General features: G+C 38.6%; 15 protein-coding genes. 12 read left to right on the top strand and 3 right to left on the bottom strand.

The window, feature by feature from the left end; all coding sequences use genetic code 11:
• A complete protein-coding gene (ihfA, locus tag ALFOR1_RS10155; protein WP_002960690.1) occupies positions 1 to 300 on the top strand; it encodes an integration host factor subunit alpha in 300 nt (99 codons plus the stop codon).
• Positions 301 to 614: 314 nt separating this feature from the next.
• Here the strand turns inward: ihfA and ALFOR1_RS10150 are convergent, their stop codons facing one another.
• Complete coding sequence (locus tag ALFOR1_RS10150; RefSeq protein ID WP_104642894.1) at positions 615 to 1415, bottom strand: DUF2989 domain-containing protein; 801 nt, start codon at positions 1413 to 1415, stop codon at positions 615 to 617.
• A gap of 174 nt (positions 1416 to 1589) precedes the next feature.
• Between ALFOR1_RS10150 and ALFOR1_RS10145 the strand changes: the two genes are divergently transcribed.
• From ALFOR1_RS10145 to ccoG, 10 genes are all read left to right on the top strand, one after another.
• Positions 1590 to 3032, top strand: coding sequence for a glyceraldehyde-3-phosphate dehydrogenase (locus ALFOR1_RS10145; RefSeq protein WP_104642893.1), 1443 nt, complete (start codon positions 1590 to 1592; stop codon positions 3030 to 3032).
• Between the two features lie 199 nt (positions 3033 to 3231).
• Positions 3232 to 4359, top strand: a complete 1128-nt coding sequence (locus tag ALFOR1_RS10140) for a M14 family metallopeptidase (RefSeq protein WP_104642892.1) — start codon at positions 3232 to 3234, stop codon at positions 4357 to 4359.
• Positions 4360 to 4518: 159 nt separating this feature from the next.
• Positions 4519 to 6186 carry an alanine/glycine:cation symporter family protein gene (locus tag ALFOR1_RS10135; RefSeq protein ID WP_373864952.1) on the top strand — a complete coding sequence of 556 codons (1668 nt, stop codon included), beginning with the start codon at positions 4519 to 4521 and terminating at the stop codon, positions 6184 to 6186.
• A 59-nt stretch (positions 6187 to 6245) separates the two neighbouring features.
• Positions 6246 to 6572, top strand: a complete 327-nt coding sequence (locus ALFOR1_RS10130) for a zinc-ribbon domain-containing protein (RefSeq protein ID WP_058549571.1) — start codon at positions 6246 to 6248, stop codon at positions 6570 to 6572.
• A 1-nt stretch (position 6573) separates the two neighbouring features.
• Entirely contained in the window at positions 6574 to 6855 is a 282-nt protein-coding gene (locus tag ALFOR1_RS10125) for a YeaC family protein (RefSeq protein ID WP_058549572.1), read from the top strand.
• Complete coding sequence (locus ALFOR1_RS10120) at positions 6845 to 9526, top strand: DUF349 domain-containing protein (protein ID WP_104642891.1); 2682 nt, start codon at positions 6845 to 6847, stop codon at positions 9524 to 9526. Before ALFOR1_RS10125 ends, ALFOR1_RS10120 begins: the two co-directional genes overlap by 11 nt.
• Before the next feature lie 107 nt (positions 9527 to 9633).
• Positions 9634 to 10191 carry a DUF1439 domain-containing protein gene (locus ALFOR1_RS10115; protein WP_104642890.1) on the top strand — a complete coding sequence of 186 codons (558 nt, stop codon included), beginning with the start codon at positions 9634 to 9636 and terminating at the stop codon, positions 10189 to 10191.
• Positions 10192 to 10251: 60 nt separating this feature from the next.
• Positions 10252 to 11556: an ABC1 kinase family protein gene (locus tag ALFOR1_RS10110; RefSeq protein ID WP_104642889.1), complete on the top strand. Its 1305-nt coding sequence runs from the start codon at positions 10252 to 10254 to the stop codon at positions 11554 to 11556.
• Positions 11557 to 11628: 72 nt separating this feature from the next.
• Complete coding sequence (locus tag ALFOR1_RS10105; RefSeq protein WP_104642888.1) at positions 11629 to 13047, top strand: sigma-54 interaction domain-containing protein; 1419 nt, start codon at positions 11629 to 11631, stop codon at positions 13045 to 13047.
• 144 nt (positions 13048 to 13191) lie between these two features.
• Positions 13192 to 14574, top strand: a complete 1383-nt coding sequence (gene ccoG, locus ALFOR1_RS10100) for a cytochrome c oxidase accessory protein CcoG (protein WP_104642887.1) — start codon at positions 13192 to 13194, stop codon at positions 14572 to 14574.
• A gap of 76 nt (positions 14575 to 14650) precedes the next feature.
• Here ccoG and ALFOR1_RS10095 read toward each other — a convergent pair whose 3' ends face one another.
• Both ALFOR1_RS10095 and ALFOR1_RS10090 read right to left on the bottom strand, forming a co-directional pair.
• The gene (locus ALFOR1_RS10095) at positions 14651 to 15568 is read right to left on the bottom strand and encodes a M14 family metallopeptidase (protein ID WP_104642886.1); all 918 of its coding nucleotides are present in this window, start codon (positions 15566 to 15568) and stop codon (positions 14651 to 14653) included.
• A 111-nt stretch (positions 15569 to 15679) separates the two neighbouring features.
• On the bottom strand, positions 15680 to 16417 hold the full coding sequence (locus tag ALFOR1_RS10090; protein ID WP_104642885.1) for a hypothetical protein: 738 nt from the start codon (positions 16415 to 16417) through the stop codon (positions 15680 to 15682).
• Positions 16418 to 16678: 261 nt separating this feature from the next.
• Here ALFOR1_RS10090 and ALFOR1_RS10085 point away from each other — a divergent pair, with 261 nt between their 5' ends.
• The gene (locus ALFOR1_RS10085; protein WP_104642884.1) at positions 16679 to 19543 is read left to right on the top strand and encodes a UvrD-helicase domain-containing protein; all 2865 of its coding nucleotides are present in this window, start codon (positions 16679 to 16681) and stop codon (positions 19541 to 19543) included.
• Positions 19544 to 19624: the final 81 nt, after the last annotated feature.

The raw sequence follows: 19624 nt of genomic DNA, 5'->3' as shown, positions 1-19624 counted from the left end.
ATGGCGCTTACTAAAGCCGACATAGCTGAACACCTATTTGAAAAACTGGGTATCAATAAAAAAGATGCCAAAGACTTAGTTGAAGCGTTTTTTGAAGAAATCCGCTCAGCGCTTGAAAAAGGTGAGCAAGTTAAGCTCTCTGGATTTGGTAACTTTGATCTTCGTGATAAAAAAGAAAGACCAGGCCGTAACCCGAAAACAGGAGAAGACATTCCTATTTCGGCGCGCCGTGTGGTTACATTTCGACCAGGCCAAAAGCTTAAAACCCGTGTAGAAGTGGGCACAAGCAAAGCAAAATAAAAAAAGGCAGCGTAAGCTGCCTTTTTATTTACATAAAAGTACCTAGCTCCACAATGCTGGGTATTTTTGTTGTATTTACTACTGCATATACTACCTATCCGCAATAATACTTAATCTTTTTGCTGGGTTAAATGTGTCGCTATCTGCGTTAAAAATTCTGATTTACGACTAAATAGATGCACAAGGTAGAGCAATGTAGCTATTAGAATAATGTAGCAGCAGTTATAGAACCTATTTACTTAGTAGCCTCGCGCCGTGATTTAATCGCCCCTAGATTGAACAAATTTCAATCCACGAAGATCAACACGTCCTAGCTAAAACTCTCTAGGCGATACAAATTCACCACTTTGTATTTGCTCATATGTTTGTTGGGCAAGTGTATCGAAACTATCTAAATTTTTACCATTGCTCATAAGTTGGTGTTCTATTGGTAATAAATCGATGTTTTCAATGCCAGACATTTGCGCAACCTTAGAAAAAATATACGCATGCTTAAGCTTATCGTGTTTATAAAACAGACTGATAAGTGATGTGTAAACTTCAGGGTTTGGCTCAATACCTTTTTTATTCAACTCAAGCGTTTTATAAAGCAGATCTATTGTTTTTTCATCATCAAACTTAATATAGTAAGACGCTAAAAAAAATTGCATTTCGGCACTTTGCGTTACGCTTTTATCGTTTTCTAAGGCGAGTAATTTATTAAGTGCACTTTGGTCGCTGTTTCGAGACCAATGATAGTAAAGTAAACCTGGGTGATTAGTTTTTTGAGTGTCTTGATATAAGCGCGTCATTTCTTTGATACTGGTTAGTTGTCCTTCAATGCGCGATGTTGTCTTAGATTTTAGCTTTTTATGCTCTATTTTTGCAGCTAACGTAATACACTGATTATAAGACTCAAAGCCTTTGAGCAATTGGTATTTATTTTCATCTGTTGGTTTTTTATATTCAGTGTAGCGCTTTAAAATAACTACAGAGCGCTCATTCTTACAATGGCTGTCTTTATTTAGATCACTACAAAACCCAGGTGTCTCTTTACAAACCTGGGCGAGTGTTAGTGGTTCATCACACCCTGTTAACGCTAGCATTGTTAGTAATACGCTTGCTCTTAAAACCATCCCTTAACCCCAAATGAATATATACGTAACCATTCTAACGTAATCATTTGTGCTCTAACAGTAGAGAATAACTTAAGATTAACTTAGAATAGCCGTGCCTAAGGTGTATTACTCTCAAAATATAGTGCACTTTCAAAGGCTATCCGTTCAAAATGTTAAATTTAGGTAAATAAAATGACCTCATCTCACGAATTAGAATATACAAATAGTTGGCAAGAGCGCCAAGATTACGCCGAAAGCATGCAACCTATCATTGGTAAGCTTTATCGTAACCGTGGCATAGAAATCGCTGTATATGGCCGTCCTCTCGTTAATGCCAGTACAATAGATATTATCAAGTCTCATAAAACTGTAGCGCAGTTTGAAGGCACAAAATTACGTTTACGTGAAAGCTTCCCGTTTTTAGAAGCGATTAGTAAAATGGAGTTAAACTCTGCCCGTATAGATATTGGTAAACTTGCTTATAGCTACTTGTATACTGATGCAGCTAATGGCCGTACTGTAGACGAATTTGTAAAAGCTGAACTTGCAGAAATAGCTGATTTACCAGCGAAAGAGCCACGCGATGTAGTACTTTATGGCTTTGGCCGAATCGGTCGCTTATTAGCACGTTTATTAATTGAAAAGTCAGGACCATATGCCGATTTACGCTTACGTGCAATTGTTGTACGTGGTGGTAAAGATGGCGACCTAGAAAAGCGCGCTAGCTTATTACGTCGAGATTCAATTCACGGGCCTTTTAATGGTTCAATTACAATTGATAAAGAGCGTAATGCAATTAAAGCTAACGGTAGCTACATTCAAGTAATTTACGCTAACTCTCCAAGCGAAATTGATTACACAGCTTACGGCATCGAAAATGCACTGATTGTTGATAACACAGGTATTTGGAAAGATGAAGCAGGCCTTGGTCAGCATTTAGAGTGTAAAGGTGCTGCAAAAGTATTATTAACTGCACCGGCTAAAGGCAATATTAAAAACATAGTATATGGTGTGAATAACCAAGACATTTTGCCTGCTGATAAAATTGTATGTGCAGCAAGTTGTACAACTAATGCCATTACGCCAACACTTAAAGCATTAAACGATAAGTTTGGTATTAATAACGGCCATGTAGAAACTGTGCACTCGTACACAAACGATCAAAACCTTATTGATAATTACCACAAAGCAGAGCGTCGCGGCCGTGCTGCAGCGCTTAACATGGTAATTACCGAAACAGGTGCAGCTAAAGCGGTTTCTAAAGCATTACCAGAACTTGAAGGTAAATTAACGGGTAACGCAATCCGTGTACCTACACCAAATGTATCGCTTGCTATTTTAAATCTTAATTTAGAAAAAGGGACATCGGTTGAAGAGCTTAACGCGTTTTTACGTGACACAGCGCTTCATTCAGAGCTGCGAGATCAAATTGATTACACTGCTTCTACAGAAATCGTATCTACCGATTTAGTAGGTAGCCGTTATGCAGGTGTTGTTGATTCACAAGCAACTATTGTTGAAGGTAATCGTGTAGTACTTTACGTTTGGTACGACAATGAATTTGGCTACAGCTGCCAAGTTGTTCGCTGTATGCGTGATATGGCCGAAGTAGCCTTCCCAAGCCTACCTCGCTAAATTAATAATAAATCACTAAGCCAGCTTTTTTGCTGGCTTTTTTAGTCGCGTAATATTTTTAAAGTGTACCCTGTGTGATAGGCTTTAATTATTGAAATGTGTATTGCGGTTATGCCGTAATTATGCATTTTACTATTTATAAAATAGTGTCAGTTCTGCAAGTTAAGCAGATAAACTTATTCTACCTTAAGGTTTTTTCATGAAAATCAGCAGCAATTTTGATAGTGGTAACATAAATGTTATCGAAGCCACCGATCCTTTAAATATTCAATTAGAGATTAATAGCGATCACCAGTCTGAATTTTATCAGTGGTTTCACTTTCGTCTTGAAACAACACCTTACCAATTGCATAAGTTAAATATTAATAATCTTGAAAAATCGGCATACCCAGATGGCTGGGATGGATATCAAGCAGTTGCATCGTACGATCGCCAAACATGGTTTCGTGTACCTTCTAATTACGAAAATGGCACGCTTACATTTGAGCTAGAGCCAGAAAGCGGCAGTGTTTACTTTGCATACTTTGCGCCTTACAGCTACGAGCGTCATTTAGATTTATTATCGTGGGCGCAATGCGAAGAGCTATGCCAATTACAAACTCTTGGCGAAACACTAGATGGTCGCGATATGAGCGTACTTAAAATTGGCCAACCAAGCGAAGATAAAAAAACAATCTGGATCACAGCACGCCAACATCCAGGTGAAACTATGGCAGAGTGGTTTGTAGAAGGTTTATTGCATAAATTACTTGATGATGAAGACCCGCATGCAGCGGCGCTTTTATCTAAAGCTGTTTTTTACATTGTGCCAAACATGAACCCTGATGGGAGTGTACGTGGGCACCTTCGTACCAATGCAAAAGGCGTTAACTTAAATCGTGAATGGCAAACACCAAGCATGGAAAATAGCCCTGAGGTTTACTTAGTGCTTAATAAAATGCGCGAAACAGGCCTAGACATGCACCTAGATATACATGGTGATGAAGCAATCCCATATAACTTTGTTGCAGGTAGTGAAGGTATACCAAGTTACGACGATCGTTTAAAAGACTTAGAAGATAGTTTTAAAGCGGCGCTTTTAACTATTACTCCAGAGTTTCAAGACGAACATGGCTACGATAAAGACGAACCGGGTAAAGCAAATTTAACGGTGGGCTCATCTGCAACAGCAGAAGAATTTAAAGCACTTACGTACACCGTTGAGATGCCGTTTAAAGACAATAACGACCTACCAGACCCAGATTACGGCTGGTCTGACCGCCGTTCGTATCAATTTGGACAAGATACTTTAGCGGCAATCGTAAATGTCGTTGATAAACTGAGATAAATTAGTATAAGGTAAGGGCAACAATAAAATGTTGCCCTTTTTTATTACAAAATTTACAAATAATAAAAAATTAGCAATAGCAGCGTTATCGTATTATTTAGCTTTAACTGAGTAATACGCAGTCAACAGTCTCAATTAAAATAATAAGAGGAATTCAGCGTGGATGTATTTGGACAATTTTTAGATAGCCTCGATGGCATGTTAGGAGGAGCTGTTTGGTTCCCATACGTGCTACTAGGGGTTGGTTTATTTTTTACTATATATTTAAAGTTCCCACAAATCCGTTATTTCAAACATGCGTGTAAAGTTGTAACTGGTAAGTTTGATAAAAAAGACACCGAAGGCGACACAACACATTTTCAAGCCCTTGCGACTGCGCTTTCTGGCACGGTTGGTACAGGTAACATTGGTGGCGTAGCACTTGCTATCTCTATTGGTGGTCCCGCAGCCTTATTTTGGATGTGGATGACCGCATTTTTTGGTATGACAACCAAATTTGTAGAAGTAACTCTTTCTCATAAATACCGCGAAAAAACAGAAGACGGCACTATGTCGGGCGGCCCTATGTATTACATGGATAAACGTCTAAACATGAAATGGCTAGCCATTTTATTTGCTGTTGCAACGGTAATTAGCTCATTTGGTACAGGCAGCTTGCCACAAATAAATAATATTGCCCAAGGTATGGAAGCAACATTTGGTTTTGCGCCAATGGCAACGGGTGCTGTTTTATCTGTTTTACTAGCACTGGTAATTTTAGGTGGCATTAAACGTATTGCTGCAATTACATCACGCGTAGTACCGCTAATGGCCGCGGTTTATATTATTGGTGCGCTTGCTGTTATTTTTTACAATATTGAAAATATCGGCCCGTCATTTGCGTCAATCTTTATGGATGCATTTACTGGTTCAGCAGCGGCAGGCGGCTTTTTAGGTGCATCGTTCGCTTACGCGTTTAACAAAGGTGTAAACAGAGGTTTATTCTCAAACGAAGCGGGTCAAGGTTCTGCGCCAATAGCCCATGCTTCAGCAAAAGCAGATGAACCAGTATCAGAGGGTATAGTCTCTATATTAGAACCGTTTATTGATACCATTATTATTTGTACACTTACAGGCTTAGTTATTTTGTCTTCGGGTGTATGGAACGAGAAATTCGAAACACACTTTGAACGCTCTTCGATGAGTATTATTAAAGGTGACTACTCTGAAACGAACGAAGCACAGCGCACTGAGCTATATAATTACTTAAATAATAACGACAGTAACATTGAGTTATTTACAGGTAATATTGACGTGGTCAATGGTGAGTCTATTACTACGGGCTACACCGTTATTAATTCGCGGTCAATTGCAGAAGATGTTCGTTTTGGTTTAACAGAAAAACATAAGTATACAGGTATTGTTGAAGTTAAAAACGGTATGCCAACTGACGACAGTATTAGCTTAGTAGGTAAATCGCTAGTGCATTCAGCTGAGCTGACAACTAAAGCGTTTACTAGAGGCTACTTTGGCGAAAGTGGGCAATATATTGTATCGATTGGCTTGTTGTTATTTGCATTCTCGACCGCTATTGCTTGGTCGTATTATGGTGACCGTGCAATGATTTACTTGCTAGGGCACCGTTCAGTAATGCCGTACCGTGTATTTTATGTTGCAGCGTTCTTTTGGGCATCGTTTGCCGATACCACTTTAGTATGGAAATTGGCGGCCGTGGCCATCGTCGTTATGACTCTTCCTAACTTATTTGGCATCATGTTGCTGCGCAAAGAGATGAAACAGTCAGTAGATGACTACTGGGTTAAATTCAAAAAAGACAACGAGAAATAAAACACGTACAATAAAAGGCGCCGCAAGGCGCTTTTTTTATGCGTAGTATGGAGAGATGTATGGCGATTACTCGTTGCCCCAAATGTGCAAAATCAATTTCAGACAAACATAAGCAGTGTCCGCATTGCGGTAGTAATATTTCAGAGCTTAACGACGAGCAAGTTTTGCAGCTGCAACGTGAGCAGCGGATTAAAAAACGCCAGATGTTTATGAATCACTCTTTTTTGGCGCTAATCTTATTTTTAGGTGGCTTTTTCTGTTTATACTTTTTACAACCGCAAGAAGAATCCCTGCAGTGGTACGCCTACACAATCGCAATTGGAGTAGGGTGTATTTGGTACCTTATCAATCGTATTATTTTAGTATCTCTAAAAAAGAAAAAATGACATGAATATCGACAATCTTGTACAAAACATTACTCCCGAATTATTTGAACGCTTACAGTACGGTGCTGCAACAGGTAAGTGGCCTGATGGCACGGTGTTATCAGACGAGCAAAAGCAACAAACTGTGCAATTAGTTATGCTGTACCAAGCTAAAGTGGCTCAATCAAACGAGCAGTTTACCATTGGTGCAAATGGCGAAATGATCCAAAAAACAAAAGCACAACTACAAAAAGAATTTAAATCAGACAACGAAATAGCTAGGTTTAGTGAACATGATCTTTAAACACCTTTTTACACCAAAATGGAAACACCCAAAACAGCAAGTTCGTCTAGAAGCAATTGAAAACCTAGATGTACAGCGCGATGCTACAATTTTAAATACACTAGCCCTTGAAGATAATTCGGCTGAAATTCGTCGTAAAGCACTGCAAAAAGTGAACGACTTAGCGCTGTGGTGGAAAGCATATAAACAAGATCAAGCGCTAAAAGATGTTGCTGAACAACAAATCTCTAATGCAGTATTAAGCGACGAAAGCGCACTGTCTTCACATATTAAAACTGAATACATTGAGCGTTTTGCGCCAGTTAAAACACTTGAAAAACTAGCATTTGCTGAAAAAGAGCTTCAAGTACGCGTTAAGCTTTTAAAGCGTTTGGCTAACCCTAAACTTATCGAAAAAGCCTTTAAAGAAGGCAGCGAAGAGTTACAAGCTCATTTAGTAGAGCTTGTTATTACGCATCAACTTACAAAGCCTTTATTAAAACACGCTAAAGGCAGCGCTAAGCAGAGCTTAGAAACACATATAGAAAATGAACGTTTGGCAATAGAAATGCCAGCGCAAGTAGAGGCTTCTACACGTGTAATTTTAGCGAAGTTAAATGCACTTCGTGATAAAACAGACTACGCAATCGTTAATCCTCAATCGAGTGATTTAATGGCGCAGTGGCAAGCTCTAGAGCTTAAATGGTTAAGTGCCGATCATGTTAAAACACTTGATGCTAAGTACATTACTATTACCGACAAGCTTGATGCACATATTGCAGTACTTAAAGAGCAACATGCTAAAGAGCAAGAAAAACTAGCTTTACAACAACGTCAGTTACTTGCGCTTGCTACTCTTGAGGCTTTAAGTGAAGAGATTGAAAATGCATTACAGCTCGGACTAGAAACGCCTGAGCAAATTCAACAAGATTGGTTAGATGCAAAAGTAGCTCAAGCTAAGCAATCGCTAAGCGATTCACAACTTGCTAATAACGAGCAATCTAAACAAGTAATTAATAAGCTAGAAAAATTATTTATTCAAGTTGCTAAGCTACCAGAGCTTACAAGTGCAATTAAAGAGTATAAATTAGCCTATGCGGTACTGTGTGACATACAGCCGGCTGAGCAATTAAGTGATTACGATGACTCTTTAAATACCTTTAATATCGCGTTTAAAGCTGCTCGCAGCCATTTGAATACACTTGATGGGTCACTTGCACAAAACTTTAAAACACAGCTAAATGCTAACAAAAAGCAATTTTTAGCTGCTATGAGTGAGTTAACTAAGCCACTTGAGAAAAATCAAAGCCAAGCAAAACGTAAAGCACGCGATGTAAAGCGCCTAATTGAAGAAGGCCGTTTTAATGTAGCATTTGGTGTTTTTAAAGGCTTTGAAGAGCTATTTAATACACTAACTGCACATTATCAACAGCCATTAGTAAATATTAAAGCAGAACTTGAAGCGCAACTTGCAGATGCTAAAGATTGGCAAAAATATGCAGCAGCGCCAAAGCGTGAAGCACTACTTGAAGAAGTAACGGCTTTAGTTGGCGAAGAGTGTACCGATCCGCAACAGCGCGCTGATCAAGTTAAAACTTTACGTAAACGTTGGAACGAGCTAGGGCGCCTTGATACTGAGCAAGAAAAGCAACAAGGCGAGCAGTTTGATGACAAAATTGAACAATTATTTGCGCCTTGTCGTAGCTACTTTGCAGAGCAAGAAGTAGCGAGAGAAGCCGCTAAAACCCAACGTGAAACTATAATTGCTGATATGAGCGCTTTACTTTCAGAGCCTTGCACTGACGATGGCTTTGACTGGAAGCAATATGAGAGCCAATACAATCGCTTAAACAAAGCATGGCGCAGTGTAGGTAAAGTTGACCCTAAAACATACCGCGTATTAAACGATCGTTACAAAAAAGAGCAACAGCAAGTACTTGCAACACTTAATGCGTTTCATAAAGCAAATGCAGCTCAAAAAAATGAACTCGTTGAAAAAGCACAGCAACTATCACAAAGCGATGATCTTGCAAGTGCATGCCAAGAGCTAAAACAGCTTCAACAGCAATGGCAAACAATAGGCTTTGCAGGCTTAAAAGCTGAAAACGCACTGTGGCAAAAGTTTCGTCAATTTAATGATGACACCTTTACGAAACGAAGCAGCGAATTTGAAGAGCAAAAACTTGCTCAAAACGAAAGCGATAAACAAGCTGCAGTTGAACTGACCGAACTTGAAGATGCACTTGATAATGTGAATCAAAAAGCGCAATTGCATGACCTAGAAACTAAGGTAAAAGGCTACGCTCAATACAAATCACTTACAGGTAAAGTAAACAGCCTACTTGAAGCGATAGAGCACAAGTTAGCATTGCTTAATAGCCAAGCAGAACAAGCTAATTTAGATGCACTATTTAGCGCCATTGAAAATAACGATGTATTGCCAAGCCAATACCAAACATCGTTAATAACATCACTGAGCCGTGAACAATTACTCACTAGAATGGAAATTTTAGCCAACGTGAGCTCAGAAAATGCATCGCTTAGAATGGCTGAACAAGTTGCAATGCTAGATGATAAACACCGTGGTGAACATGCTGATTTAAACTATTATTTAAAGCAGTTGTTAGCGCTCAGTAAGGGTTCAGTTGAGCCTGAGACACTAGCTAAAATTAAAACAATTTTTACAGCATAATAATGTAATACACCTGTACCAAATACAGGTAATGCATTGTAAAAGCCGCTGTTAAAGCCGCTGTTAAAGCGGCTTTTTTATAATTAAAATTAATATAAGGGATCCTCATGAGAGTATTACTACTGATTGCAACAACACTATTTTTGGCGGCATGTAACACAACCCAAGGTGTATCTGTTTACTCGTTCACTAACGCAGAAGTTGAAACCGTATTGGGTAAGCAATTACCAAAGCTAAGCGAAAAAGTGAGTTTAATGGGGTTGCCAGTTCAGTTTGATGTGAACGATTTAAGTGTAAACATTGGCCCAGATAACCGCGATGTCGTTGTATTAGGCGCTGACTCAAGCGCTGAAATTAACGCTTTTGCACTAAAATACCCTGTGCGTTTAAAGCTGCAGATTGAAGGCAGCCCATTTTACGATAGTGAGAAAAAAGCGGTGTTTTTACGAAATGTAAAGCTACTTGATTCAAGTGTAGACGCCGGTGGCTTTAAAGGTAACTTAGGTGCGCTTGATAGCCAAGCTATGGAAGCAATTAACGCCTTTTTAGCGGTTAACCCTGTTTATTCGTTAAATATGGACGACCCTAAAATAATGTTACTGAGTAAATTACCTCTTGATATGAAAGTGGCTGAGGGTGCAATTAAGTTAGTACCTCGTCTTTAAGTAGATCTAGCGCGGCGCCATTTACGTATTATTTAGACTTACTTTATTAGGCTCTAAATTATGGCAGTACCGCGCAGTATTCCTACCTCACGACTCTCTCGATTTGCAAAGCTAGGCTCTTTAGCCAGTGGCGTTGCCGCCAATATATTAATAGACGGTACTAAAAGTGCTTTAAGTGGTAATGGCTGGGATAACAAAAGTTTACTGCTACAGCCTAAAAATATTGAAAAACTAGCCACTGAGCTTGCGCATCTTAGAGGTGCTGCAATGAAGCTTGGGCAATTACTCTCAATGGATGCTGGTGAGCTACTAAGCCCTGAACTTACAAAGCTATTAGCACTACTTCGATCAGATGCTAACCCTATGCCCCATAAACAGTTAATTGCAGTGTTAAAGCAGCAGTGGGGGAATAATTGGCTTGAGAGATTTTCACATATTGAGTTAAGGCCTTTTGCTGCAGCCTCAATTGGACAAGTGCATTTAGCGTACCAAGAAAATGGTGAAAAACTGGCTATAAAAATTCAGTACCCAGGTATCGCAAAAAGTGTAGAAAGTGACGTAGATAATGTTATTTCACTTTTAAATATAGCGCGCTTAATTCCTAAAGAGCTGGATATAAAACCGCTGGTAAGTGAGGCTAAAGCACAATTACTCGCAGAGGCTGATTATGCTTTAGAAGCGCATTTTATTACAAAGTATCACTATCTTTTATCTGAAGATAAACGCTTTATCGTTCCTAAAGCATACACCGAGCACAATACTAAACAAATTTTGGCAATGCAGTATGTAAAAGCCTCTCCTATTGAAGCACTCAATGATTTAGCACAAAATGAGCAAAATCAGGTGGCTGCGGCACTTGTTGATTTATTTTTTAAAGAAATGTTTGAGTTTAAGCTTATTCAAACTGATCCAAACTTTGCCAATTTTCATTACCAACGCGAGAGCAAAAAAATAGTGCTATTTGATTTTGGCGCCACGCGAGAAATATCCATGCAATTAAGTCAAGCTTACCTATCTTTGTTTAAAGCTGGGAGTGAAAACAACAGAGAGGGGGTGTTAGCTGCTGCAACTCAAATAGGTTACTTTGAAGATGGTATTGTAGATAGTTATAAAAATCATGTAATTGACTTATTTTTAATGGCGTGTGAGCCGTTAAGAGTCGATGGTTATTTTGACTTTAAAAACAGCACGTTGGCTAACAATATTAAAAATGCAGGGCTTGAGCTGAGCGCTCAATCGCAGCAATGGCACACCCCACCTGTCGATGCGCTTTTTATTCATCGTAAATTAGCTGGGCTTTATTTAATAGCAGCCAAGTTGAATGCAAAAATAAATATTAAAGCGTTATTTAAGCCTTATATTTAATTGCTTACTATTTAACTGAACAATACACTGGTTTATGGCATAATGCTCGCGATATTTCGCGAGGTTACTGCAATGATAAAACAATTTTTAAACGACCCTAAACTATTACTTAATGCGGTAGGTGAGGGGATTTATGGTTTTGACTTATCCGGTAATGCTGTATTTGTAAATCCTGCAGCTGAGCGCATGACCGGTTGGAAAGCCGATGAATTGCTTGGTAAAAAAATACACCAATACCATCACCACAGCCACGCAGACGGCACACCTTATCCTGCAGACGAGTGCCAGATATATTGCACTATGTTTGATGGCAAACGTCGCGAAATCAAAAATGAAGTATTTTGGCGAAAAGACGGTAGCTCATTTGCTGTAGAGTACACATCAACGCCTGTTTATCGTAATGACCAGCTAATCGGTGCTGTAGCGGTATTTCGAGATATATCGGCGCAGCAGCGTACACAAAACGAGTTACATAATGCACTTGCTCAGGTTAAACATTTAAGCGAGCAGCTTAAAGATGAAAACAGTTATTTAATTGCTGAGCTTAATGAGGACTGGCAAGACTCAGGGTTAGTTGGGCAAAGCCATATTTTTCAAACCATGCTTGAACAAATAAAGCTAGTAAGCGAGACCGACAGTACCGTATTAATACTTGGCGAAAATGGCACAGGCAAAGAATTAGTCGCACGTAACCTGCACCGTTTAAGTAAGCGTAATAATCAAGCCTTCATAAAAGTAAATTGTGCTGCGTTTACGCCTAGTTTATTAGAGTCGGAGCTATTTGGGCACGAAAAGGGCGCTTTTACAGGCGCTAGCGAACGCCGCAAAGGCCGCTTTGAACTAGCTAATAAAGGCACATTATTTTTAGACGAAATTGCAGAGCTGCCATTAGAAGCGCAAAGTAAATTGTTAAGAGTGTTACAAGAGCAAGAGTTTGAACGCGTTGGCGGCAGCACAACACTTAAAGTAAACATTAGGGTAATAGCGGCAACTAACCGTGATTTATGGCAAATGGTGCAAAAGGGCAGTTTTAGGATCGATTTATATTACCGGCTCAATGTATTTCCTATTACAGTGCCTGCGCTTAAAGACCGAAAAGAAGACATTCCATATTTATGCACAAATTTAATTACTCAGCTTAACAAGCGTCTTGGAAAACAATTAAGTGGTTTGAGCAAAAAGGCAATTAGCCAATTACAAGCATATGACTGGCCAGGTAATATTCGCGAGTTACAAAATGTACTTGAACGCGAAGCTATTTTATCTAAACACCAGGTACTTAAGTTAACTCAGCCGTTAACACTAAAAGATCAGCACCCAATCAATCCAGCCCTTACCCTCGATGAGGCACAAAAACAACATATTATAAGTGTACTTGAGCTATCGCACTGGCAAATATCGGGCGATAAAGGCGCTGCTGCTAAGCTGGGCTTGCCAGAGAGCACCCTAAGATCAAAAATGCGTAAGCTAGGAATTAAAAAGAGTTCGTGATATATCGCGAATTTCGTTTTATTTCGCGAAGTTGTGTTTTTTTAAATTTTAATAGTTGTTTAATATCAATAAGTTAATTTAACTTTCAGGGTGGTCTGAAAGTTGCAAAAGCTTACTTAATACCGTCACTATTAAGTAAGTACTATGAAGTTTGATATTAAAGAAGAAGACATGATCATCAAGCCCTATAAAACAGAAGGGCCTATTTATATTCGCGAGCAAAAAGGTTTTTTTCAGCGAATACGCCGTAATCTAGGTTGGTTGCTTATGCTCACATTTGTAGCTATTCCTTGGTTGCAATATAAAGGTCAGCAAGCTGTTTTACTTGATGTAGCAACTCAAAAATTTACAATCTTTGGCTTAACCTTACTTCCTCAAGACTTTATGATTTTAGCCCTACTATTTATGGTGGGCGCCTTTGCGTTGTTTTTTGTAACTAACTGGTTGGGGAGAGTTTGGTGTGGTTATACTTGCCCGCAAACTATTTGGATGCTGATGTTTTCTTGGGTTGAACAGCGTATAGAGGGCACTCGCAATCAACGTATCAAGCTAGATAAATCAAAATGGACATTGAGCACTTGGCGTAAAAAAATCACTAAGCACACTGCATGGATTGTAATATCGGTGCTAACTGCTACCTCATTTATGGCTTATTTTATACCCGCTAAAAGTTTATACATGGAAATGTTCACTTTTGAGTGGTCAGGCATTACTAGCTTTTGGGTATTTTTATTTGCATTGTGTACTTACGGAAACGCCGGGTTTTTACGTGAAAAAATGTGCACAGTTGCTTGCCCGTATTCTCGTTTTCAATCGGTTATGTTCGATAAAGACACTTTAGTGGTTACTTACGATAGCGCACGAGGCGAAAACCGGGGGCCGCGTAAACGCAAAGCCGATCCTAAAGCGCTTAATTTAGGTGATTGTGTAGACTGTAATTTATGTGTAGAGGTGTGCCCCGCAGGTATAGATATACGCAATGGTTTACAGTATGAGTGCATAAACTGTGGTTTATGTATTGATGCCTGCGACGACACAATGGATAAGTTTGGCTATCAAAAAGGATTAATTAAATACGCTAGCGAAAAGCAAATGGAAGGCAAAAAAACTAATCCATTTAGGTTAAAGCTAGTTGGCTATGGTGCGTTAACTGCTTTATTGATTATCTCAATGTTTGCATGGATGTTACAGCGCACGCCTATCGAGGCTTCAGTACTTCGCGACAGAAACGCGCTTTACAGAGTGAACTACGAAGGCTTGGTAGAAAACCCTTATACGCTAACGATTATTAATAAAACGCAGCAGCCTATGCATTACAGCATTGCTATTGAGGGATTGGCAGGTGCAACACTTACAAGCCCTGAGTTAACACTTGTACAACCGGGTGTAATGAAGAGCGTACCGGTTACCGTTACCGCTGACGGCTACGATATTGAGCGAAAAGTGACTAAACTTAAATTTATAGTAACAGCGCAAGAAGATGCCAGCATCACTATAACCAAAGACAGTCAGTTTTATAAAAACTGATATTAAAAAAATCTTATGTAATTAAAAAATGCCCAAGGACAATATCTCCTTGGGCATTTTTTATGTGCAGTTTTTACTATGCGTTTTCACGTATATATTTAAGTGCGCTTTTAATAACGGCCACTTGCGCCAATATACATTCTTCATCTGTGGCTGTTGGGCTATCTGGGTACACTTCAGTGGTTGTTACGTAGGGTGCATCTGTAAAGCCCATACATAAACCTAAATCGCGTGCCGCGTAGTTAATAACGCCAAATTGCTCTTGGGGTACGCCAATAAGCTGATTATTTTCATCACTTGGCGCAATATGAGTAACCTTTGCTACATCTTTAATAATTACTTTTTGAAATTCAGGTTCAGGTTTATTGGTATCGGCCACTAAATAAAAACCATCAGGTATGTTCCAATTAGTGTTTGTGGTGCCTTCTCGTGCTGCAAGTGCAGGTCTAAATTCGCTGTTATCGCTGTCGGTTGTTTCATGAAGGTCAATATGCGCTATAAGCTCTAAATCAAGAGACTTAACATATGCCATAATAGCAGCCGATTCTGGCGCTGGGCTATTTTCATAAAATGAGCGGTTAGGGTCAATCGCCGCAGGGTTCCAGCGGTTAATTGTTTCGTATCCCCAAGGGCTAATACATGGGGCAACAATAATATTAAACTGCTCTGAATATTGCAGAGCCGATGTTTTAGCAAATCTAAGTGCGCCATGTACGCCACTGGTTTCGTAGCCGTGCACACCACCGGTGATTAAAATAGTCGGTTTGTTTTTATCTAACTGAGGTGTTTTTAGCACATATAAAGGGTAGGTACCCGCAGCGTAATTAAGCTCGCCGTATTGCTCAACAGTTAATGAATTTTTTAGCTCGTTAATTAAAGACACAACGTCATTTTGGTAGCTGCGTTTAATGCTTTGGCTTTTAAACCACTGGCCTTTATCGTTGTTATTCCATTTAGTGCCAGGTGTGCCAATAGGATAGGTGCTATGAGTCATAATTAACCTTTATATAGTACTAATGCGCTTGCTGTTTATAAAAAAGGCAGAGGCAACTAGTAAATTACTTAATAAAGGCATAGCTTAACGCTGAGTAAAATAGCGTGCAAATTAAAACGTTAAAGTCATGTTTTTAATAGCACGAGACTGCTGAGCTTTAATGTAGCTTTGATCTGTAAACTCATCAGCAATATTACCAAAGCGCTCTCGTATAACGCTAAGCGTTAAATTACACGACTTACTGTGGTCTATCTGTGTGTTTTTAAACATATCAAGGTTTTCAAGGGGGATTTCAATGTGTGACGAGGAAAGCTCTAGGGTGCCTGATTGAATAAGCGAGTCGTTGCTTAACGTTATACAGCTACTAGTTAGCTCTACATAGCTTGTACTATTAGGATCTGTTCCATCAAGCTGTAAAGTTAACGTACTATCAATCTTAAATGGTTGTTCATTGCTTGGGGTTAAAATAATAAAGTTTAGTGGTAGCTCTACGTTTGAGCTGGCACTTATGCCATTACTACGCCCAAATATTATATCAAATAGTTGATTATCGTCAGTTGCGTTTATATAAGCTTGGTAGTCAACATCTAAAAAATCGGTATCTTTTTTAAGTGTTACAACGCTACTATTAACAACAGCTTGCAGCGTATCAGTGTCACTTAAAACAACGTTAGAGCCACTGATATCATTCACGTTTAGCTCGGCGTTAACGCGCGTTATACTTCCATCAGACACTAATTTAAATCCAGCCCAAATATCTTTTGTTTCTACTAGGTCTGATTCAGTTTCTGAATTACAGGCACATAAAGCTAAAATTAATGCTGCCGACATAACGCATTTTTTAAACATAATTAGCTCCTTTAATAGTATTTGCCTGTAAACGTAACAGTGGGTTAATTAACTGTAATGTAATTGTAAGTTTGCATTGTTACACATAGAACGCTCAGTAAATGTTTAAATTTGTTAATGCTTGTAATGAAAAGTTTAAATAATAGATCTAAATATAAGTTTGGCGTTTAATTAACATACTAAAACCTATTTTATTACGCTAAATGTATTACAAAAGAGTATGTTACAATTAAATCAAAGCATGTTTTGATATTGAGTATTATGGCGCAGTATATTGCTACTCCAAGTTGGCTAGGCCGTTTTTTTACCCGCATTAAACACGTAAGCATTGAGCAAACAGAGCTTGTAGTGCACTTTAAAAATGCGCAAACACAGCGTTTTTTAATTAAAGACTTCTATAATTTTGCCGCACTAAATAACCACGTGTTTAGTGCTAAAATAATCCTAAGCGATGATCGCAACACATCCATTAGCTTTTTAAATAAAGCGCAAGCTCACGCATTAAGTTACACAATTAACAACCAGTTTTCGCAACTGCTTGAGCAAAAGGTTAACAACGCTAAAGCAGTATTAAAGCGTTATGCTTTAGATGAATTTTTACGTGATAGTTCCCTAAAAACACTTAAAAATAATGTATTTTTGCTAGGTAGCCATTACAACAAAAGTAAAAGTACATGGCTTGAGCATTTATCCCCCGCCAGTATTAAATTTTTAAATATACTTAGTAGCACGCCCGATAATGCTCAAGCAGTGGTATTACTGCGCCAAAAATATGAGCAAAAACAACTAGCTCTTAAAAATGATTTTTTTAATAAAATAGAATCAAACCCACTCACTATAGAGCAGCGTTTAGCAGTAATACGCGATAATGATAAAAACTTAGTGTTAGCCGCTGCGGGTACAGGTAAAACATCTGTCATGGTGGCAAAAGCATTAAATTTAATAACCAGTGACATTGCAAAGCCTGAACAAATTTTAGTGTTAGCGTATAACAAAAGTGCTGCTAACGAGCTTAAAGAGCGCTTTATTAACCGCGCGGTACAGGCTAAATTACCATGCAAAACACCGACAATTTTAACGTTTCATGCTTTGGGTCTAAAGTTATTACAAAGTGCAAAAAAACCGGTTGAACTGTCAAAATTTGCCACCGATCCAATATTATTAAATAGTTGGCTTACCCAGTGGGTAAGCAAAAAACTACAAGCAGACCCTAAATTTTTAAAAACATTTGTAGATTTGCTGCACGAGCCTATAGATATATTTAGCTTTAATAATAATGCAGAGTATGAGCGATACGTGCGCGACAATGAATATCGCAGCTTAGCGGGTCATAAAGTGAAAGGTTACCAAGAGCTGTTAATTTCAAATTGGTTGCATTTACACTCAGTACCGCATAGTTATGAAGCGACTTATCAGCCTATTTATACTGAGCAGTTGCAAAGCAAATACCAACCAGATTTTTACATTCCTCAATACAATTTATATTTAGAGCATTTTGGAATAGATAGACGTGGTAATACGCGTGCCGACATAGATAAAAAACACTATAACGAGCAAATAGCGTTTAAACGTAAACTACATAAGCAAAACGGTACTACGTTGCTTGAAACCTTTCACTATAACTGGCTTGAGGGAAAGCTTGAACAAACCTTAGCTAAACAACTAAAACAACATAATGTTGAGCTTGTGCCTTTGAGTAGTGACGAAATATTTCATACTTTAAATAACTCTGGGCAATTACAACAAGGGGTTGATAAATACATAAAATGTTTGCAAGCCATTAGGGTAGAGCAATTATCTCACCAGCAAATAGAGCAGCGAATAAAGCAAAGCGCTATTAAAAACTATAAGCAATATGCAGCCTTGTTGATGCAAATTCACGATGCGTATATAAATGAACTAAGCCTTCACAATAGTATTGATTTTGACGATATGATTATTCAAGCAACTAGGGCTGTAAAAAATGGGGATTTTAAAGTTCCATGGAGCCATATTTTAGTTGATGAGTTCCAGGATATATCAAGCGCGCGTATGGCGTTTTTAAACGCAATTATTAAACACGGCAATGGGATACGCTTTACTGCTGTGGGTGATGACTGGCAGGCTATTTATAGGTTCTCGGGTGGTAATTTGGCGCTAACCACACAATTTAACGAGCTTGTAGGTAGCCACTCACTAACTATGCTACAAAAAACATTTAGGTATAACAACAGCATAGGTGATGTGGCAGGGCGCTTTGTAATGCAAAATCCTGAGCAATATAAAAAACACATCATTACCCATACTCAGGTAACAGCACCACAAGTTATTTTACTCGACGATTTATACCAAGGAATTAAATCAATCGAGATAAAAGTACAGCAAACAATAAGTACCATTGAAAAAAATGATGCCTCGGCCAGTATTGCCATACTTAGCCGATACCGATACATGCTAAATGGTGTTCAACAGCATTTAAAAGGTAAAAAACGCACTAACCCACTTTATTTTTGGACATTACACAGCGCAAAGGGGCTTGAAGCCGATTACTGTATTATCATTGGTTTTGAGCAAGGTAAATTAGGGTTTCCAAGTGATAGCCAAGACAATTTGCTGGTGGATACTTTACTACCAAAGCAAGATAGCTTTACCCATTCTCAAGAGCGCCGTTTACTTTATGTAGGTATTACGCGTGCAAAGCATAAAAGTTATTTAATTGCCGACCCTTACGCTTGCTCAGCGTTTATAAAAGAATTAATAAATGATGATTACCCCATACATTTAGCATCTGATCTTTTTAAAAAGTCGCAATTACAGCAAAGGCAATGCATAACGTGTAGTGATGGATTAATTAGACCTAAATCGGGCAAATACGGCGACTACTTTAGCTGCACTAATACTCAGCTGTGTAAAACAAAACTTAGGGTATGTAAAAGCTGTAGAAGTCCATCGGTTGATAAAGCCACATATTCGCAGTGTACAAACCAAGAGTGCCGAGCACGCCAACCTATTTGTGAAAAATGCGGACGCGAAATGCGTTTACGTCAGTCTAAGCATGGTGAGTTTTTAGGGTGTAGTGGATACGCATTAAAAGAGCACAACTGTAAAAACACCCGAAAAGTAAAAAACAACGTAATTTCTAATTAATCGAACATAATACAACTCATTTGTTTGATTTTAACAAATTTAAAATGTTTAATTAACTATCGAGCTTTTACTTTTTATTAA

Source organism: Pseudoalteromonas carrageenovora IAM 12662, from assembly GCF_900239935.1.
Taxonomy (GTDB): Bacteria; Pseudomonadota; Gammaproteobacteria; order Enterobacterales; family Alteromonadaceae; genus Pseudoalteromonas; species Pseudoalteromonas carrageenovora.
This window is presented reverse-complemented; position numbering and strand designations above follow the sequence as displayed.